Below are 18,418 nucleotides of genomic sequence, written 5' to 3' on the forward strand. Positions count from 1 at the left end.
GAAAGGGAAAATTTATTGCGATTGTCAAAATGATACTTGAATTTTACAGATTCATTTCAAGGTCATCACAAACCCCCACAAATGACTTCAACCCTATGAACTTTTAAATGTAAAATTGTTTAAAACAGCAAAAATAGAGATTGGGTGAAAACATGTTTCAAAATGCCGAAATTGGAATTGATTTAGGAACAGCTAACATATTGGTTTATAGTAAAAATAAGGGAATTATCTTAAATGAACCGTCCGTTGTGGCAGTCGATACAGAAACAAAGACTGTACTTGCCGTCGGATCAGAAGCAAAAGAAATGATCGGGAAAACACCAGGGAAAATTGTCGCGATCCGTCCGATGAAAGACGGTGTCATTGCTGATTATGATATGACGACAGATTTACTCAAACAAATCATGAAAAAAGCAGGGAAAAATATCGGGTTCACCTTCAGAAAACCGACAGTCGTTGTATGTACGCCATCTGGTTCAACGGCTGTTGAGCGCCGCGCTATCAGCGATGCTGTGAAAAACTGCGGAGCAAAGCATGTGCATTTAATTGAAGAACCTGTTGCAGCTGCAATCGGCGCTGATCTTCCGGTAGACGAGCCTGTTGCGAACGTTGTAGTCGATATTGGCGGCGGAACAACAGAAGTTGCAATCATTTCCTTTGGCGGCGTTGTCTCTTGTCATTCCATTCGAATTGGTGGAGATCAGCTGGATGAAGATATCATTACGTTTGTCAGAAAGAAATATAACCTATTAATCGGGGAACGGACTGCCGAGCAGGTGAAAATGGAGATTGGGTATGGTCTCATTGAGCATGAGCCAAAATCATTAGACGTGCGTGGGCGTGACCTTGTGACAGGTCTGCCAAAAACAATCACTCTTGTATCTCATGAAATTCAAGGCGCGATGCGAGAATCACTTCTTCATATTTTAGAGGCGATTCGTGCCACATTAGAGGACAGCCCTCCAGAGCTAAGCGGAGATATTGTGGACCGCGGCGTGATCTTAACTGGCGGCGGCGCTCTTTTAAATGGGATTCAAGAATGGCTTTCTCAAGAGATTGTCGTTCCAGTTCATATTGCAGCCAATCCACTTGAATCTGTTGCCATTGGAACTGGACGTTCATTAGAAGTCATCGACAAATTGCAAAAAACATTAAAATAATCTTCATGTTTTACTTCTTTTTTCTTCATTTCCGTCATATCGTGAGAAATGGATAAACGTGAAGGAGGAAGAACATGTTGCTTGATTTAGGTAAACGGGTCGTTGTCACAGTCATTTTAACTGGGATTATTTTAGGAGGAATGAGCCTGTCGTTTTCACATATGCCCCCTTCTAATGCACAGCCTGTGAAACAACTGAACCGCTAAAAAGCCGCACGAAAGCGGCTTTTTTATTTTGGCTTAAGCGTGCTCCCCATTTTCCTTTTCGGTCTTAAATCTGATATGATGAACATGACTAAAGGAGGGTTTTTTTATGAGTTCATTTGAAAAACAACTAGATCAATATGCCAAGACCATCGTTGAAGTCGGTGTGAATGTACAAAAGGGGCAAGAAGTGGTTGTATCCGCATTTACTGAATCTGCACACCTTGTTCGTCTTGTAGCGAAACATGCGTATGAGCGCGGGGCGAAAAACGTACATATCCGCTGGAGTGATGGTGTTCTCACTCGTTTAAAATTTGAACATGCACCACAGGATGTGTTTGAGCAATTCCCAGAATGGGAAGCACAGATGATGGAAACCATCGCAAAACGCGGCGGCGCTTTTATTACCATCCTGTCAGAAAGCCCTGACCTTCTGCGAGGCATCGACTCGAAAAAAATCGCTGCACAGCAAAAGGCTGCTGGATCAGCACTACATACATATCGTCAATACGTTCAATCTGACAAAGTCGCTTGGACGGTCGTAGGTGCTGCATCAAAAGAGTGGGCGAAAAAGATTTTCCCTGATCATACAGACGAAGAGGCTGTCGCTTTATTGTGGGATCAAATCTTTAAAGTCGCACGCGCTGATCAAGCAGATCCTGTTGAGGCTTGGAAAAAGCACGATGCGTCATTAAATGAAAAGGTCAAAATACTCAATGAACGTCACTACCATAAGCTTCATTATGAAGCACCAGGCACAGACTTAACGATTGAGCTTCCAGAGCAGCATATTTGGGTAGGTGCTGGCAGCGTAAGTGAACGAGGCATCTCGTTCATGGCCAACATGCCAACTGAAGAAGTCTTTACTGTACCGAAAAAAGACGGTGTAAACGGAACCGTCTCAAGCACAAAGCCACTCAGCTATGCAGGAAACATCATTGATGAATTTTCATTAACCTTTGAAAATGGCCGGATTGTAGATGTGAAAGCGAAGGAAGGCGAAGATATTTTAAATTCCCTCGTTGAAACAGATGAAGGCTCTCATTATCTAGGTGAGGTTGCCCTTGTTCCAGATGATTCACCAATTTCTAACTCAAATATTCTTTACTACAATACACTTTACGATGAAAATGCATCAAACCACCTTGCCATCGGCAGCGGATATGCGTTTAATATCGAAGGCGGAAAAGAAATGAAACGAGAAGAATTGGATGCAGCGGGTGTAAACAGCAGTATTACACACGTCGATTTCATGATTGGTTCAAAGGAAATGAATATAGACGGGATTACAAAAGACGGGAAACGCGAACCGATCTTCCGAAATGGAAACTGGGCGATTTAATTAAAAAAAGACATCCTTTGGATGTCTTTTTTCTTTATTATGCGTAAAGCTCTTGAAGTCTTTTTTGGATGTCTTGATCTGATAAAAACTCATCATATGTTGTTTGTTTATCAACAATGCCATTTGGCGTCACTTCGATAATACGGTTTGCGACTGTTTCAACAAACTGATGGTCATGAGATGAGAACAGCATAGCTCCTTTAAAGCTCATTAAGCCGTTATTCAGCGCTGTAATAGATTCTAGGTCTAAGTGGTTCGTTGGCTCATCCAGCAGCAAAATATTCGCTCCAGACAGCATCATTTTTGATAACATACAACGAACCTTTTCTCCACCTGATAAGACACTCGCTTTTTTCTTTACTTCTTCTCCAGAGAAAAGCATACGTCCTAAGAAACCACGCAGGAAGCTTTCGCTTTGATCATTCGGAGAGTATTGACGAAGCCAATCCACTAGATCGACGTCGTTTCCTTCAAAGTATTCACTATTGTCTTTCGGGAAAAAGGCTTGTGACGTTGTTACGCCCCATTTAAATGATCCACTGTCTGGCTCCATCTCACCAGCAAGAATTTTAAATAGCGTGGACACAGCAAGCTCATTACGGCTTAAGAACGCAATTTTATCTTCGCGGTTCATAATAAAGCTGACATTATCCAGTACCTTTACACCGTCAATTGTTTTTGATAGACCTTCTACTTGAAGGACATCATTTCCGATTTCACGCTCTGGCGCAAAATGAACATACGGATATTTACGTGAAGACGGCTTAATGTCGTCTAAAGAGATTTTATCAAGCAATTTCTTTCTTGATGTCGCTTGCTTCGATTTAGAAGCGTTCGCACTGAACCGGGCAACGAACTCTTGAAGCTGCTTAATTTGTTCTTCTTTTTTCTTATTTGCTTCTTGGCTTAATTTCAGTGCCAGCTGGCTTGATTCATACCAGAAATCATAGTTACCGACATATACTTGGATTTTCCCGAAATCAAGATCCGCAATATGTGTACATACTTTGTTTAAGAAATGACGGTCATGCGATACGACGATGACGGTATTTTCAAAGTTAATAAGGAACTCTTCCAGCCACTGAATCGCTTGTAAGTCCAAGTGGTTCGTTGGCTCATCGAGAAGAAGAACGTCAGGCTTACCAAATAAAGCTTGGGCTAGAAGTACTTTTACCTTTTCAGAACCGCCAAGCTCAGACATTTTCTTCGATTGAAGGCTCTCTGGAATGCCAAGACCCTTTAATAGGATCGCTGCTTCACTTTCTGCTTCCCAACCGTTTAATTCAGCGAACTCACCTTCAAGCTCCGCTGCACGAATCCCGTCTTCATCTGAGAAATCAGGTTTCATATAGATCGCATCTTTCTCCTGCATCACATCATATAGACGTTTGTGGCCCATGATGACGACTTTTAGCACTTCAAACTCTTCGTATTCAAAGTGGTTCTGTTTTAAAATCGCTAACCGCTCACCAGGACTCATATGAACATCGCCCGTTTGAGCCTCAATTTCTCCAGAAAGAATCTTTAGGAACGTTGATTTACCAGCTCCATTGGCACCAATTAGTCCGTAGCAGTTGCCAGGAGTGAATTTAATATTTACTTCTTCAAATAGTTTGCGATCAGCAAAGCGCAAACTAACATTATTTACTGCAATCATTTATTAATCCTCCATCACTCATTCATCATTATGAAGTATAACATGAATAACGCTTGATAGAAACGTCTCTCGCTAAGAACGAAGGCTTTTTATCCATTATGGTATAATGGACGGGAATGATTGATTGAAGGAGTTCGTGCGATTTGAGATTACTCACACTGATGGAATACTGTTTATTGATTTTCTTTATGGGCATTTATTTATCTGCAACCGGCTTTAATGCGAAGGACTTTGGCCTTTATATTGGTCTTGTCCTTATTTACACACTGGTCCACATCTTTTCTAAGCGCTTTTTACAAAAGCGCGGAAAAGAAAACAAAAAGATCGGATTGTTTCGATCCGTTTTAGCCATTACCGGGTCTGTGTTTGTTTCTGTTCTAGCAATTGTGATCATTGTCACGATGCTCACGCCAAATTAAAAACGACCCTTATTTAAGGGTCGTCCCAGATTGTTGACAAAGGGCTAAAATGATCTTGATTTTGGCCCTTTGTCTTCTTTTCAGCGTGATTGAAAACCTTTGCAGTCTAGGAAGGGCGAGCAGCGGAGCGGAGCGAATTTGACATTCGTGAGCACCGGAGCGCAGACCTGACAAAGAATGCGAGGGTTTGTCTACACGCTGAAACGACCCTTCTTTAAGGGTCGTCCATTCAAGCACTTTTCTCATCCCCTGAGAAGGTGCTTTATTGTGTTTGTCGAATGTCGCCAAATGGGAAGAAAACAAATTCTGATGTCCCAACAATCCGATCCTTTTCAATGAGTCCAAGTCCATTTCTGCTGTCCATGGAATTCAGTCTGTTGTCCCCCATCACAAAGTAATCGTTTTTCGGTACTTTCACTGGACCAAAATCTCCAGTCAAATGCACTTCATACTCTTTCGCATGCGCCTTGTTCTCTTTTAAATAAGGCTCATCTACTTTTTTACCATTAATGTAAAGCGTGTCATCCTTCATTTCAATCGTATCACCTGGAAGGCCAATCAAGCGTTTGACATAATGAATCTTCTGACCATCTTTCCCATTAATAATCACGATGTCACCGCGTTTGACACCACCGAGATAGTTAATGGTTTTGTTGACAAACAGCTTTTCCCCGTCATGAAGTGTTGGTTCCATTGACTCTCCTTCCACTACATACGGTTCAAATATAAACGTACGGATGAGCAAGACGAGCGCAAGTGCAATTAAAATGGCTTTGATCCATTCAAACAGTGAACTTTTCTTCTCTGTTTTGGCTTGCTTCGCATCAGATTGAATTTCATTTTCGTTTTGTTTGTTTTCTTCGTTCAAAATACTGCTTCCTCCTAAGACTTTCTGCTAAAAGACTTGAAACGTGAATTCAATAACTTTACTTTATCACATGTCATTTAAAAATTCACAAGACAACCATCTAATTAGATATTTTTTCCTAATTCAATGAAGTTTAAACAAAAAGAAGCACCGCTATTGACGATGCTCCTCTTCTCAAATTACGCTTCTTGTTTGACTGGTTTTTTCAAAATACCCAGTAAAATCGCTGTGACAACGGCACCGATTAAGATGCTGATGATATAAAGAACTGGATGATTTGTTACCCAGAAAACAAATAGTCCGCCGTGCGGTGCAGGAAGAGTGACTCTAAAGAATTCCGTTAATCCACCAGCAACTGCTGCACCAATGACAGCCGAAGGAATCACGCGCAGAGGATCTGCCGCCGCAAACGGGATCGCTCCTTCTGTGATGAAGGCAGCTCCCATGAAGTAGCATGTAATCCCTGCTTCACGGTCACGTTTTGAGAATTTATTTCTAAAGATTGTTGTTGCAAGTGCAATACCTAGTGGTGGAACCATTCCGCCTGCCATAATTGCAGCATGCGGTGCATAGTTGCCAGCAGCAATCATGGCAAGACCAAATGTGTAAGCCGCTTTGTTAATTGGACCGCCCATATCAATTGCCATCATACCAGCTAAAATAATACCCATTAAAACAAGGTTTCCAGTACCTAATGATTCAAGCCAATGTGTTAATCCGTCCATCACCATTTTCACTGGTGTGTTGACAATATAATGCATGATAATGCCTGTGAAGAATATACCGAACAATGGATACAGCAGAACTGGTTTAATTCCGTCGAGTGACTGCGGTACGAATGTGAATACTTTTTTGAGCAGCACAACAATATAACCAGCAAGGAAACCAGCAATCAGTCCGCCTAAGAATCCTGCACCTGCTGCTGACGCCATAAACCCACCGACCATACCTGGTGCAAAACCTGGGCGATCTGCAATACTCATGGCAATAAATCCTGCTAATACAGCAACGATTAAGGCAAGCGCATTACTTCCACCAATATTGTTTAATACAGCTGCAAATGAATTAAATGAAGGGTCATTTGGATCTGCTGACTTAATACCCCAGAAGAATGAAATCGCAACAAGAATACCGCCTCCGACGACAAATGGAAGCATATTACTTACGCCACTCATTAAGTGCTTGTAAAATCCGCTTCTTCCTTTGACAGAAGATTCACTTTCGCCTTTTGAAGAACTGCCGCCTGAGCCTTTATAAATCGGCGCATCTTGATTGATGGCTTTTTCAATCAATTCCTGCGGACGGCGAATACCAGCTGTCACAGGTACTTCAATGACATGTTTTCCTTTAAAGCGTTCCATTTCAACTTGCTTATCCGCTGCCACGATGATGGCTGGCGCTTCTTCGATTTCTTTTGCAGTAAGGGCATGTTTAATACCACTAGAGCCGTTTGTTTCAACTTTAATGTCAACGCCCATTTCTTTTGCTTTTTCTTTCAAAGAATCTGCTGCCATAAATGTATGTGCAATACCTGTCGGGCAAGCCGTTACCGCTAAAATTTTAGCAGGTTTTCCTTCTGCTGCCGGCTCCTCTTGAACTTCCTCTTCTTCTTCATCATCTTGATCATGCGTATTGATGATATCAATGATTTCATCCTCATCAGCCGCTTCAAGGAGCTGCTTTCGAATTTCTTCACGCATAAGAAGTGTAGATAAACGAGAAAGTGCCTCTAAGTGCGTGTTGTTTGCGCCTTCCGTTGCAGCAATCATAAAGACAAGATGACTCGGCTGAGCATCTAGTGATTCATAATCTACACCAGCAGTCGAGCGGCCAAATGCAATGGCAGGCTCTTTTACACTTGCTGTTTTAGCATGAGGGATGGCAATTCCTTCGCCAATACCTGTAGAGCTCTGTTTTTCACGATTGATTACAGCTTCTTTGTAGCCTTCTTTATCATTTAACTTGCCTGCTGTATCTAAAACAGTGACCAGCTCTTCAATGACTGCTTCTTTCTGCTGGCTGTCTAATTGAAGCTTAATGGTTTGCTTCGTGAGTAGTTCTGTAATTTTCATGATGACTCCTCCTTTAAATGCGTGTGACTTTTACTTGTGGTAATAGTGTATCGACAAGCTCTTTTGTTCCGAGCTCCTCAGAAAATGCTGTAGCGCTACCCGAAGTGACACCAAGCTTAAATGACTCTTCAATTGAAAGTCCTTTCGAAACGCCGGCTAAAAACCCTGCAACGACTGAATCCCCTGCACCAACTGAATTAACAAGCGTTCCCTTTGGAACATTGGACTGATAGATTCCTTCTTTACTGAATAAAAGGGCGCCATCTCCAGCCATAGATACAATGACATGTTCCGCACCTTGTTCTAACAGCTTTTTCCCATAAGGAACGGCTTCTTCTGCTGATGAAATACTCGTCTCAAACATTTCACCCAGCTCATGATGATTTGGCTTCATTAAGAATGGTTTCAAGTCTGCCGCTTTTTTTAACGCTTCGCCAGATATATCAAGAACAACTCTTACTCCCTGCTCTTCGCAAACTTCAGCAATACGCTCATATGTGTTATGAGGCAAAGAAGAAGGAATACTGCCAGCTAATACAACAACATCTCCTTCAGTCAATGAAGAAAATTGAGATAGAAACGACTTAAATTGTGCTTCAGTAATCGATGGGCCGAGTCCGTTGATTTCTGTCTCTTCACCTGTTTTTAGCTTCACATTAATTCGTGTATCTTCTGACACCTCGTGAAAGGCTGTTTGTAATTGTTCGTTTTGTAAAAAATCTTGAATATATTTGCCTGTAAATCCACCAATGAATCCAAGTGCTTTTGATTCAACACCGTGACGTTTTAAAAGTCTTGAGACATTAATTCCTTTACCACCTGGATATTTTTTATCATAGGTTGAACGATTTAAACCGCCGACTGCAAAATCCTCCACGTGTACGATGTAATCAACTGATGGGTTTAAAGTAACTGTATAAATCATGTTTTCACTACCTTTATAACCGTTTTTTCATGGTAATTATCGAATGAATCCTCTTTTGCGTCGTTTGTGATAATGGTGGCTTCCTGTAAACTAGCAAAGGCTGAAAACGATATTTCGCCAAACTTTGAGGCATCTGATAAGATATAGGTTTTCTTCGCCTGTTTCATGGCTCTTTTTTTCATGAGCGCTTCCTCTGGATCAGGTGTTGTAAAACCAGCCTCGGGATGAATGCCATTTGCTCCAACAAAACTTTTGTCAAAGCGGTAATTTTCCATCGCTGTCAAAGCTGAGGCTCCCACCATGGCTCCTGTTCGCTGTTTTACTGATCCGCCTATCAGGTAAAAAGAAATCCCTTTTCTCATGAGTGCTTCAATGTGCATAACACCGTTTGTCACCACGACAATATCTTGATCTGGATCGATATATTCAATCATTTGCTGTGTGGTTGTACCAGCATCTAAATATATACAGTCACCTTGTTTTAAAAGAGAGGCAGCTGCCTCTGCGATCAATGACTTTTCATGAAGGTTTTTGGCAGATTTCTCAAATACATCTGGTTCAAGGCGAATACTCGATATCTTAGCTGCTCCCCCATGAACCCTTTTCAGAAATCCTTTTTCTTCAAGGGCTGATAAATCTCTTCTAATTGTAGATTCAGACGCATCCATCATCATCGTTAAGTCCTGTATTTTAATGACATCATTTTCTTCTAAACATTCAATAATGAGTTGATGTCTTTCAGGTGTTAACATGAAAACACCCCCTTTGAAAACGTATTCATTTTGCGCACACCTTTATTGTAATCGCTTTTTTCAACATTATCAACACAAAACAATCAAATACATTCAATAACTATCAAAATCTTTCACCATGGTCATCTTACCTTTATATGTACCATTTGTAAACTGAAAAATATGTGACATTAAGAAGAAAGTCATGATATTAGCATTTCTATCATTTTTCATTTCATTCAATGGAACTAAAAAAAGCATTTATGCGATTTGCATAAATGCTTTAGAAGGTTGAATAAAGGCGAATTCACAACGTTTATATGCTTTTTTCTTCTCCGAATTATTCATACCGCAGCGATTCAATAGGATCTAGTCTTGCTGCTTTATTCGCAGGAATTAGCCCAAAAACTATCCCAATAAGCATACTAAACAGTACGCCTCCGCATACCACTTGCCAAGATACGAGAGACGGCCAGCCGGCAAATAGTGAAACGAGCGAGGCACCGCCTAAGCCAAGTGCAATCCCCATCAACCCGCCGATGAGTGTTAAGACGACAGACTCAATTAAAAACTGAACGAGAATTTGAGCCCTGGTTGCACCAATCGCCTTTCGAATACCGATTTCCCTTGTTCTCTCTGTCACAGAAACGAGCATAATATTCATCACACCAATGCCGCCGACAAGTAAAGAAATTCCGGCTATTGAACCAATGATTGTTGTCATAACGGACGTTATTTGACCGATACCTTCTGCGATTTCTTCCATATTAATCATTTCGTAAGCATCTTCCGTATGATGATTTTCATTTAATAAGGCAGCCGCATTCTTTCCTACTTCCTTCATTTGATCAGCATGTGCGACTTGAATAGACAGCTTATCATATTCATTTATCCCAAATGTGGAGGTAAGCATTGCAAATGGGACATATATTTCATTCATATCAAATGAAAACATCCCTTTCTGTTTTGCTAGCACACCGATGACTTCAACTGGCTGGCCGTTCATCCAAATGAGTTTGCCTAATGCCTTTTGTCCGTCAAATAGTTCTTTTTGTAAGCCTTCTGAGATGAGAGCTGCTCTTCTGCCGCTTCTAAAGTCAATATCTCTTAAATCCTGTCCTTCTGAGATGTGTAATGAATGTACACTCGTATACCCCTCATTTATACCGTTCACTGTCGCATCAACTGTCGTATCTTGAAATCTCAGCTGCATTCCTTGTGCAGTCGAGGAGGCAACCTGGTTCACGCCATTAATTGTCTTAATGGTTTTTATATCTTCCTCATTAAACGCAGCTTCGAATAAGGCATTTGGATTCGCATTTAGCTCTTCGTCAGAAGGCGTATAGGTCATATCAATGGTATTGTTTGGACCTGTAATCGATCCTTTTAACATTTGCTCACCGCCTTGACCAATCGCCACGACCGCAATGACTGAACCAACACCAATAATAATTCCAAGCATCGTTAAAATAGAACGTAATTTATGCGCTAAAACCGAATTCATCGCGATCTTGATATTTTCAAAGAGTTTCATTCATAGCGTCTCCTTGTGCCAATCTATCTTCAACAAGCCTTCCATCTCTTACAACAACCGTCCGGTTTGTATACGCAGCTATTTCTTCTTCATGAGTAACAAGCACAATTGTTGTCCCTTCCTCATTGAGCTGTGTAAACTGTTCCATGATGGAGAAGCTTGTTTTTGAGTCAAGAGCGCCAGTCGGCTCATCTGCTAAAATAAGCTGAGGCTCATTCACAATCGCGCGTGCAATTGCCACCCTTTGCTTTTGTCCTCCTGACAACTCACTTGGCATATGTTTCATACGATCTGCCAAACCAACCTTTTCAAGTGCCATTTCGGCACGTTCTTTTCTTTCCTTTTGGCTGATACCAGCGTAAATCATCGGAAGTTCAACATTACGCCTTGCATTTAACCTCGGAAGCAGATGAAATTGCTGAAAAATAAATCCAATCGATTGATTTCGAATGAACGCGAGCTCTTGATCCTTTGCCGATGACAACTCTGTTCCTTGAAAATGATATTGTCCTGTCGTTGGGCGGTCTAAGCAGCCAATAATATTCATTAACGTCGACTTTCCAGAGCCAGACGGGCCCATAATAGACAAATACTCTCCTTTTTCAATGACAAGATTCATGTCACTCAATACATCAAAAGTTTCTTGTGCGACCTCATAGCTTTTTGTCACGTTGGAAAGCTGAATCATTCAGCATTCACTTCCATTCCGTCATACATGTCATCTGTTGGATGAGCAATGATTTGATCCTCTTCCTTGACACCTTTTGTCACTTCAAGATCATGACCTGACGTTTCCCCTATGGCCACTTTTACTTTTTTCAGTACATTTTTTTCAACAATATAAACATATTGTCCATCATTCTCTTTTGTTACCGCTGTTTCAGGAATCGTTTGCGCCTGTCGCTTTTCTGTTTCAATTTCCATGATCATTTTAAAACCAGGTTTCGCCTCTGGTCTTTTTCCCTTTATTTCAATTTCAACAGGATACTGAACCGATTGATCGCCCGAAGTTGTTTCAGCTGCTGTCTGGACAGGAACCGCACCTACTTTTTTCACGACACCTTGCCAGCTCTTTCCGCGAATAACATCAGACGTTACCTTCACTTTTTGTTTCTTTTGGACTTTTATGGCGTCATACTCTGAGACCAAACCTCGCACGATCATTTTTTTCTCATTTCCAATATGGATGATTGGCTGCCTTTCTTCCGGCTTGCCCGCCCCTGCCTCTTGCTCAATGGAAATCACGGTTCCACCGATCTTACTATGTACAGTTAAATCTTCTATTTGTGCCTTTACTTTTTCTTGGCTGATCTCTGCTTGCTTTTGTTCTAATTCAGCCGCTTTCAGTTCTAATTCAAGCTGATCTCGCTCGTTTTTGGAATGAGAGCCGGACTCATCTGCTTTTTTTTCATCTAATTCACTAAGTCTATTTTGCAATTGTTCCAGTTTTAAAGCACTTGATTCAGCCGCTAGTGCTTGCTGCCGCTCCTCAAGCTCCAGTTCCTTATTTTCATATGTAAGAAGCGGTGTTCCGGCCTTTACCGTTTCTCCTTCTTTCACAGCAATCCCCTTCAGTTTCCCCTTTTCCTCTTCTTCGTAAATAAACTGCTCTTCAGAGAATGAAAGTGTTCCTGGTGTCATCACCGTAGATGTGATTTCTTTTGGCGTAAGTTTGACTGTTTTAATAGCTGCTGTTGAAGCAGGCTTTGTTTGGTTTTTCGCAATATTAAATCCAATAAATAAGCCAATCACAATGATTAAAATAGATCCGATGATGATTTTCTTTCTCATAAAACCCTTCTACCCCCAGCTTACTGATATGTTGATTGCTGCTCCTACATATTGAAAAATCAAAGATAAAATATAGAAGACGCCAATGATCGTCCAAGCAATTCTCGGTGATATACGCCCAACTTGGATGAATAATAAGCCTGTTAAAACAAGATTCCAGAAGATAAATAGATCGATATTGGCTAGCACAGCATGCCAAGGACCAGACATCCGAATAAGTGCGTTTAACGAGGTAACCGTGATGTCTTTTGGAACATGAAAAAGAATGACTGCCAAATGAGAAATAATCGTCCCAATGATCGTAACGGGTGTAATAAACAGCACCGCAGAGAACAGCTGGTGAAAAGATGCATCACCTTTTGCTAAGAATACGATGAATCTATATATAGCAGCATTGATGATAATCCCAAGTACCAGACCAATTAGCGTCACCACATAAACAACAGGTATCGGCAAACTTAAATCTGCCCACATTCCTTTATTTACGAGCTCAGACAAGTAAGTCAAAACGACTGTTAACATAAGCACACAAGATAAAGGCCACCAAACAACTGGGTTTTCCCATACTCTTTTCAGGTGTTCTAATGGTTTTGTACTCACTCCAATGATCGTGGGTTTTTGCATATTTTCTTTCATCAAATGTCATCCTCTCTATGTTGAGCAAGCAGGCAAAGCACAATAGCGCTCTTTTTCTATCTATTTTATCAAAAGTTTGCCAATAAGTGATAGATTATTTGATTTTCTTATTTTCATTGAGAAAAAATTTTATCTATTATTCTATTTTCACGAATGAATTCCTCCAAATGACACCGTGACCCGACCATATTCATATTAAGAATCGTGGTTTTACTGTCTTAAAAACATTTTATTAAGTAAACAACATGTCATTCGGAATAAATATCCTTTTCCTTTGGATTCAATGGGTCTTAGATAGACACAACGATTTTTTGTTAAAATAATCCTAGTAATTTCGACAAATCCCGGCTTTATAGGACTACGATTGGTTTCTTTTATAGAACAAATAAGTCTTTAGTATCAATACTTTCATATTAAAAAATTAAAAATAATAGGATTTTACTTGATCAAAAGTTATTTTTTCATATAATGTAAAATAGAGGTAGGTTAAATGATAGTGGAAATGGAGTCAAGTGAATGTTAAGAGAAAAATTGAAAATGCAATTGATTTTACTTTATGAAAAGGAACAAGAAGCATGGCAATACTTTCGAAAGGAAAGAGAATCGATTTATCATGAGCTCAAATTACTTGATATGAAAGAAAGTAGACCCTCTAATGACAAAATATACTACGCTGCAAGATGTGTAGAGATCATTAAAGAGAAAAAGGGAAGCATTGTCAGCACAAAAGAATTAAAGGAACAGCTTCAAGCCCGAACAGATTTTAATGTGAGACGAATCAGCGAATTGTATGATCTCATCCAGCAGCTCGATCCTCACATTTCTAAAGCAAGAAGGGGATGTTTTATTTACGAAGATCACACCCAAATACCTCTACAAACTTTTCACACATAAAAAATTGGTTACAGCCGCTGGCCATAACCAAATCCTCTAATATTTATTATCCACCGCTTACAGGAGGAATGAATGCAACAGTGTCCCCGCTACGCACTTCAGCATTTCCCCTCGTATATATTTCGTTGACTGCAACCATTACGTTTTGTGCAGCATCAACACCATATACCTCCTGTAATTCTATTTTAATCTCATCAATCGTTGTTTGATCCTTTTGAATGATGATTTGTTGTTTACCGGCCTTCTCAGCAAGGCCGGCGAACAATAATACACTAATCATGCTGATCACCTTCTTTCGCTGCAAGCTGAAGATCGCTAGGTTTACCTTCTGGATATGAAACCGTTTCAAGCTGATCACCTATCCAGGCCTCTCCGTCTTCCCAATATTCTTTTTTCCAAATGGGAACGATTTCTTTGATTCGTTCGATGGCATATTCATTGGCTTCATAAGCAGCCTTCCGATGAGGAGATGAAACGGCGATCGCAACAGCAATATCCGTTATCTCAAGCGTCCCAACCCGGTGCACAATGGCTGCTTCAGTGTCAGGCCACCGTTTCTTTATTTCTTGTCCAATTTGGCTTAACATACGTTCTGCCATTGGTATATAGGCTTCATAGGTTAAACGCAATGTTTTCTTGCCGTTTGTCCACTCTCTGACAGTTCCGATAAATGTCGTAATCGCCCCTGCCTTTCGTCTTGTCACATGCTGAATCAATTCGTTTACATCAATCGGCGTTTTTGTTATTTTAAACAATTCGCTCAAATTGAGCCGCCTCCCTTCAATAAGTGAAAAGCAAATGTCATCCCGCGCTTTTCAAAGGCTGAAAACACAGGAAACGGGTAGTGTTCAGTTAATTGATACTCACGAGAAAAATAAATAGCTGCTTGTATATTAGACAGAGTTGAAAGGTCGATAAGCTCCTCTTCATTCTTTACACAAACGATTTTGCGATAAGGTGCCCGTTTATATCCCTCTACTAGGACAGCATCTAACGGAAGCTGCTGGCACATATTAAGTAGCTGCTCTAATGTGATATGCTTCATGGAAAAGTGAAATTCACCCTCTCCTTCCACACCAGCAGCATATGCACCAGCTTGAACATATCGATCGGTATCTTTTTCTTTTAAAAGACGATCTGGTGTCCCGCCATGTCCATGATGTTTAAAGCAGCCTAGCTTTAGCCCTTCTTTCTCAGCCAACTGACAGAGCTTTTCGATCAACGTGGTCTTGCCGCTGTTCTGATAACCAACCACTTGTAATATGCTTAATTTGTCATCCAGCACGTGGAACCACCGCCTTCGAGCTGAAACAGCAGAACTCTGACTTGATCACCCGCTTGAAAACCTCTTGTCCCTCCAGGCAGCACGATGAAACAGTTAGCTTCTGCAATAGAGGTTACTGCACTTGATTTATCAAGACCTGTTGGAGTCACACTAAGCTGACTGCCAGTGAATTGAAAGGCTGCCCTGACAAATCGTGTGAACGGATTGGCTTTTGGAAAATCATGAGTAAGCTTCGCCTCGGCAAAAGCGGGAAACGGCTTTTCTTTGAAATACCACTTATAAATGATCGGTTTCACAAATAATTCAAAGCCAACAAAACAGGCAGCAGGGTTACCGGAGAGCCCAAACAGTAATTGACCATTTGGCATTGCAGCAACCGTCGTCACACTTCCAGGTCTCATAGCTACTTTATTGAACAGCACCTCGGCTCCCAGCTTTTCATAAATAGCAGGCAGAAAGTCAAAATCGCCCACAGACACACCGCCTGTTGTAATGAGAATGTCTACCTTGCTCAAGGCTTCTTTTACCGCATGATAACTTTTGTCAAAATCATCGGACACACCGCCTAAATCAAGCGGCTCAGCTCCAGCCTCAAGTACTTGGGCATAAACCATACTAAGATTACTATTTCTAATCTTACCGTCCTCCATGGCATCACTCACTTGAAGAAGTTCTGTACCTGTTGAAATAATACCGATCACCGGTTTTTTAACAACTGGCACTACCGCATATCCGAATGTCGCCAATAGAGCCGTGACGCCCGGAGTTACGCTTGTTCCTTTTTTGACCATTACGTTTCCTTTGAGCACTTCTTCTCCTTGTCGAGAGATATTGTCTCCACTTTTCAGTGGTCTTTTAAGTGACATGTATGATGTGCCATCTTTTTCGAAGGTCTTAGTCAGTTCGATCATGATGACGACATTTGCTCCATCTGGAATTTTTGCTCCTGTCATGATACGTATAGCCTGAAAGGGACCAATTGTTTCTTCTGAGACCATTCCTGCACCAATATGATCAATGACCTCAAATTCGACCGGATGCTCGCTTGACGCTTCTTTTGTATCTTCTGCCCGAAGTGCGAAGCCATCATACGGCGAACGGTCAAATGCCGGGACATCATGATCTGCCAAAATATCTTCTGCAATAAACCTTCCAAGGCTATCCTTTAAAGGGACCCATTCTACTTTTCCGTGTTTTTCGTATTGATGTACCTTCTTTATGGCCTCTTCTACTGGTATTGGCTGCCGTCTTTCCATCACACTTCACTCCTATACTCCTAGCAGTCTTGCTAATAATGAATTTGCTGCTTTGACATCATTTGTCCCATGAATTAATACCCGTCCTCCTTTAAAAAAGACAAGACGGTACGTTTCATAGCGTATATGGATTAAAAAGTCGTTCACTTCCATCTCACATATCAATGACAGACGTTCTTTTAAATGCTGAAATGAAAAATTTTCTAAATCCTTTGAAATGATTTGAATTGTGTCACGTCCGCAAAGAACTGCCGTTTTTTTACGCTGTTCTTGTAAATATGGATACATTCTATTTGTGCCGCATGATGGACAGTTCTCCTGCTTAGTATGAGATATATCCATTTTAAACGAAGATGACTGCCATAAATCAAACGTGACAAATTTCTGCTCGATTTGCTCTTCATGCCCTGTTAAATATTTTAATGCCTCTGTTTGCTGATAAGCAGAAACCATTTGAACTGCTGGTGAAATAATTCCCGCTGTATCACACGTCAAGCCGCCAACAGGCATTGCCGTGAACACACAAGATAAACACGGCGTTTTATCCGGCAAAATCGTCATATACATCCCCTGACTGCTCACACAAGCGCCATAGATCCACGGTGTTTTCGTTTCTATTGATAAATCATTCATCACCATTCTTGTCTCAAAATTATCTGTCGCATCAACGACAATATCAGCTTTCTGGAACAACGGCCTTAACAGCCTCGCATCTGCATCTTCTATCAAGGCATGAATGGTCACTTCATGATTGATCTGCTCTAGACGTTTTTTTGCCGCAGCTGCTTTAGGCACATGTGCCTTAGCATCAAGTTCCGTGTACAGCTGCTGCCGCTGTAAATTTGAATATTCGACATAATCACGATCGACAATCGTCAATGTACCGATGCCAGACCGGACAAGCCCTTCAGCAGAAGCGGTTCCAAGTGCTCCAGCTCCAATGATCAGAACATGACTTTCAGCAAGCGCACGCTGGCCTTTTTCCCCAACCGGAGGGAACAAGATTTGTCTTGAATATCGGTCATTCAATGCTGTTCTCTCCTCACCGTTTTTATGTATCATATCATACCGTTTTCAGGTAAATCGCTTCTTTTATTGATATTACAAAATTCGTTTGATGTTACGTTCAACTCTTCCTCCGAAACGATGCGCACTTGAAGCTTTCGAAGCAAGTCTTGAATGGCTAATTGATTCTCTTTTAAACACGCGTGAACAAAAGGCAGACAGCGGCGGTGATAAAGTGCAAATAAAGGCTGTAATCTGCCATGCACAAGCGGAATCACGGCATCTGTGTGCTCCGTGCAATAGGATAATATTATCTCGGCCGTTCTCTTCCGTATGAAAGGCATGTCACATGCCGTCACCAAATACCATTCTGCTTCTTGTTTTTTCATCGCCGTATACATCCCGGCAAGCGGTCCGCATCCACGCACCTCTTCATCATCTAACCACACATTTTGTTCGCCTCTTGCTTTGAAAAAAGGAAGAAGTGATGGATGACTAATGATAACAGTCTGCCCTTCTAAAAGCTGCTCTTTCACATGCTCATATAGTGGTTTCCCTTGATACACATGACTTGCCTTTGGCTCTCCAAAACGTCTAGAAGCTCCTCCAGCTAAGATCACATTCACGACGTGCATCCTCT

At 41.1% G+C, this 18,418-nt stretch carries 20 protein-coding genes; 5 read left to right on the forward strand and 15 right to left on the reverse strand.

Translation table 11 applies throughout. The features are described from left to right. Positions 1 to 152 precede the first annotated feature (152 nt). The 3 genes from mreBH (at position 153) to AKG37_RS13205 (ending at position 2,705) form a co-directional block, all read left to right on the forward strand. Complete coding sequence (mreBH, locus tag AKG37_RS13200; protein WP_060699211.1) at positions 153 to 1,160, forward strand: rod-share determining protein MreBH; 1,008 nt, start codon at positions 153 to 155, stop codon at positions 1,158 to 1,160. A 74-nt stretch (positions 1,161 to 1,234) separates the two neighbouring features. Then, positions 1,235 to 1,366: a protein YkpC gene (locus AKG37_RS18925; protein WP_003210922.1), complete on the forward strand. Its 132-nt coding sequence runs from the start codon at positions 1,235 to 1,237 to the stop codon at positions 1,364 to 1,366. A gap of 106 nt (positions 1,367 to 1,472) precedes the next feature. Then, the gene (locus tag AKG37_RS13205; RefSeq protein ID WP_060699212.1) at positions 1,473 to 2,705 is read left to right on the forward strand and encodes an aminopeptidase; all 1,233 of its coding nucleotides are present in this window, start codon (positions 1,473 to 1,475) and stop codon (positions 2,703 to 2,705) included. Between the two features lie 37 nt (positions 2,706 to 2,742). On the opposite strand, the gene AKG37_RS13210 is transcribed toward AKG37_RS13205, so the two are convergent. Then, the gene (locus AKG37_RS13210; RefSeq protein WP_039178203.1) at positions 2,743 to 4,362 is read right to left on the reverse strand and encodes an ABC-F family ATP-binding cassette domain-containing protein; all 1,620 of its coding nucleotides are present in this window, start codon (positions 4,360 to 4,362) and stop codon (positions 2,743 to 2,745) included. A gap of 143 nt (positions 4,363 to 4,505) precedes the next feature. Here AKG37_RS13210 and AKG37_RS13215 point away from each other — a divergent pair, with 143 nt between their 5' ends. Then, positions 4,506 to 4,781, forward strand: coding sequence for a hypothetical protein (locus tag AKG37_RS13215; RefSeq protein ID WP_060699213.1), 276 nt, complete (start codon positions 4,506 to 4,508; stop codon positions 4,779 to 4,781). Positions 4,782 to 5,043: 262 nt separating this feature from the next. On the opposite strand, the gene lepB is transcribed toward AKG37_RS13215, so the two are convergent. The 8 genes from lepB to yknW form a co-directional block, all read right to left on the reverse strand. Further along, entirely contained in the window at positions 5,044 to 5,616 is a 573-nt protein-coding gene (gene lepB / locus AKG37_RS13220) for a signal peptidase I (RefSeq protein WP_239686118.1), read from the reverse strand. A 212-nt stretch (positions 5,617 to 5,828) separates the two neighbouring features. Continuing rightward, entirely contained in the window at positions 5,829 to 7,721 is a 1,893-nt protein-coding gene (locus AKG37_RS13225) for a PTS fructose transporter subunit IIABC (RefSeq protein ID WP_060699215.1), read from the reverse strand. Between the two features lie 13 nt (positions 7,722 to 7,734). Continuing rightward, positions 7,735 to 8,646 carry a 1-phosphofructokinase gene (gene pfkB / locus AKG37_RS13230; RefSeq protein WP_060699216.1) on the reverse strand — a complete coding sequence of 304 codons (912 nt, stop codon included), beginning with the start codon at positions 8,644 to 8,646 and terminating at the stop codon, positions 7,735 to 7,737. Beyond that, positions 8,643 to 9,398 carry a DeoR/GlpR family DNA-binding transcription regulator gene (locus AKG37_RS13235; protein WP_060699217.1) on the reverse strand — a complete coding sequence of 252 codons (756 nt, stop codon included), beginning with the start codon at positions 9,396 to 9,398 and terminating at the stop codon, positions 8,643 to 8,645. The genes pfkB and AKG37_RS13235 overlap by 4 nt, the downstream gene beginning before the upstream one ends. A gap of 319 nt (positions 9,399 to 9,717) precedes the next feature. Continuing rightward, positions 9,718 to 10,911 (reverse strand): ABC transporter permease, encoded by a 1,194-nt coding sequence (locus AKG37_RS13240; protein ID WP_060699218.1) that lies wholly within the window; start codon positions 10,909 to 10,911, stop codon positions 9,718 to 9,720. Further along, a complete protein-coding gene (locus AKG37_RS13245; RefSeq protein ID WP_060699219.1) occupies positions 10,898 to 11,599 on the reverse strand; it encodes an ABC transporter ATP-binding protein in 702 nt (233 codons plus the stop codon). The genes AKG37_RS13240 and AKG37_RS13245 overlap by 14 nt, the downstream gene beginning before the upstream one ends. Beyond that, positions 11,596 to 12,702, reverse strand: a complete 1,107-nt coding sequence (locus tag AKG37_RS13250; RefSeq protein WP_060699220.1) for an efflux RND transporter periplasmic adaptor subunit — start codon at positions 12,700 to 12,702, stop codon at positions 11,596 to 11,598. Before AKG37_RS13250 ends, AKG37_RS13245 begins: the two co-directional genes overlap by 4 nt. A 9-nt stretch (positions 12,703 to 12,711) precedes the next feature. Then, positions 12,712 to 13,338, reverse strand: a complete 627-nt coding sequence (gene yknW, locus AKG37_RS13255) for a YknW family membrane protein (RefSeq protein ID WP_060699221.1) — start codon at positions 13,336 to 13,338, stop codon at positions 12,712 to 12,714. A gap of 516 nt (positions 13,339 to 13,854) precedes the next feature. On the opposite strand from yknW, the gene AKG37_RS13260 reads away from it, so the two are divergent. Continuing rightward, positions 13,855 to 14,232, forward strand: coding sequence for a Rok-like winged helix domain-containing protein (locus AKG37_RS13260; RefSeq protein ID WP_060699222.1), 378 nt, complete (start codon positions 13,855 to 13,857; stop codon positions 14,230 to 14,232). A 46-nt stretch (positions 14,233 to 14,278) separates the two neighbouring features. Here the strand turns inward: AKG37_RS13260 and moaD are convergent, their stop codons facing one another. The 6 genes from moaD to AKG37_RS13290 are packed head-to-tail and all read right to left on the reverse strand — an operon-like array spanning position 14,279 to position 18,413. After that, the gene (gene moaD / locus AKG37_RS13265; RefSeq protein WP_060699223.1) at positions 14,279 to 14,512 is read right to left on the reverse strand and encodes a molybdopterin converting factor subunit 1; all 234 of its coding nucleotides are present in this window, start codon (positions 14,510 to 14,512) and stop codon (positions 14,279 to 14,281) included. Further along, complete coding sequence (locus AKG37_RS13270; RefSeq protein WP_060699224.1) at positions 14,505 to 14,996, reverse strand: molybdenum cofactor biosynthesis protein MoaE; 492 nt, start codon at positions 14,994 to 14,996, stop codon at positions 14,505 to 14,507. Before AKG37_RS13270 ends, moaD begins: the two co-directional genes overlap by 8 nt. Beyond that, positions 14,993 to 15,517: a molybdopterin-guanine dinucleotide biosynthesis protein B gene (gene mobB / locus AKG37_RS13275; RefSeq protein ID WP_060699225.1), complete on the reverse strand. Its 525-nt coding sequence runs from the start codon at positions 15,515 to 15,517 to the stop codon at positions 14,993 to 14,995. The genes AKG37_RS13270 and mobB overlap by 4 nt, the downstream gene beginning before the upstream one ends. Further along, positions 15,499 to 16,776, reverse strand: coding sequence for a molybdopterin molybdotransferase MoeA (locus AKG37_RS13280; RefSeq protein ID WP_060699226.1), 1,278 nt, complete (start codon positions 16,774 to 16,776; stop codon positions 15,499 to 15,501). Before AKG37_RS13280 ends, mobB begins: the two co-directional genes overlap by 19 nt. Positions 16,777 to 16,785: 9 nt before the next feature. Continuing rightward, on the reverse strand, positions 16,786 to 17,802 hold the full coding sequence (locus AKG37_RS13285) for a thiazole biosynthesis adenylyltransferase ThiF (RefSeq protein WP_060699227.1): 1,017 nt from the start codon (positions 17,800 to 17,802) through the stop codon (positions 16,786 to 16,788). A gap of 29 nt (positions 17,803 to 17,831) precedes the next feature. Beyond that, entirely contained in the window at positions 17,832 to 18,413 is a 582-nt protein-coding gene (locus AKG37_RS13290; RefSeq protein WP_060699228.1) for a molybdenum cofactor guanylyltransferase, read from the reverse strand. Positions 18,414 to 18,418 lie beyond the last annotated feature (5 nt).

This window comes from Bacillus australimaris (assembly GCF_001307105.1).
GTDB classification, from domain to species: domain Bacteria; phylum Bacillota; class Bacilli; order Bacillales; family Bacillaceae; genus Bacillus; species Bacillus australimaris.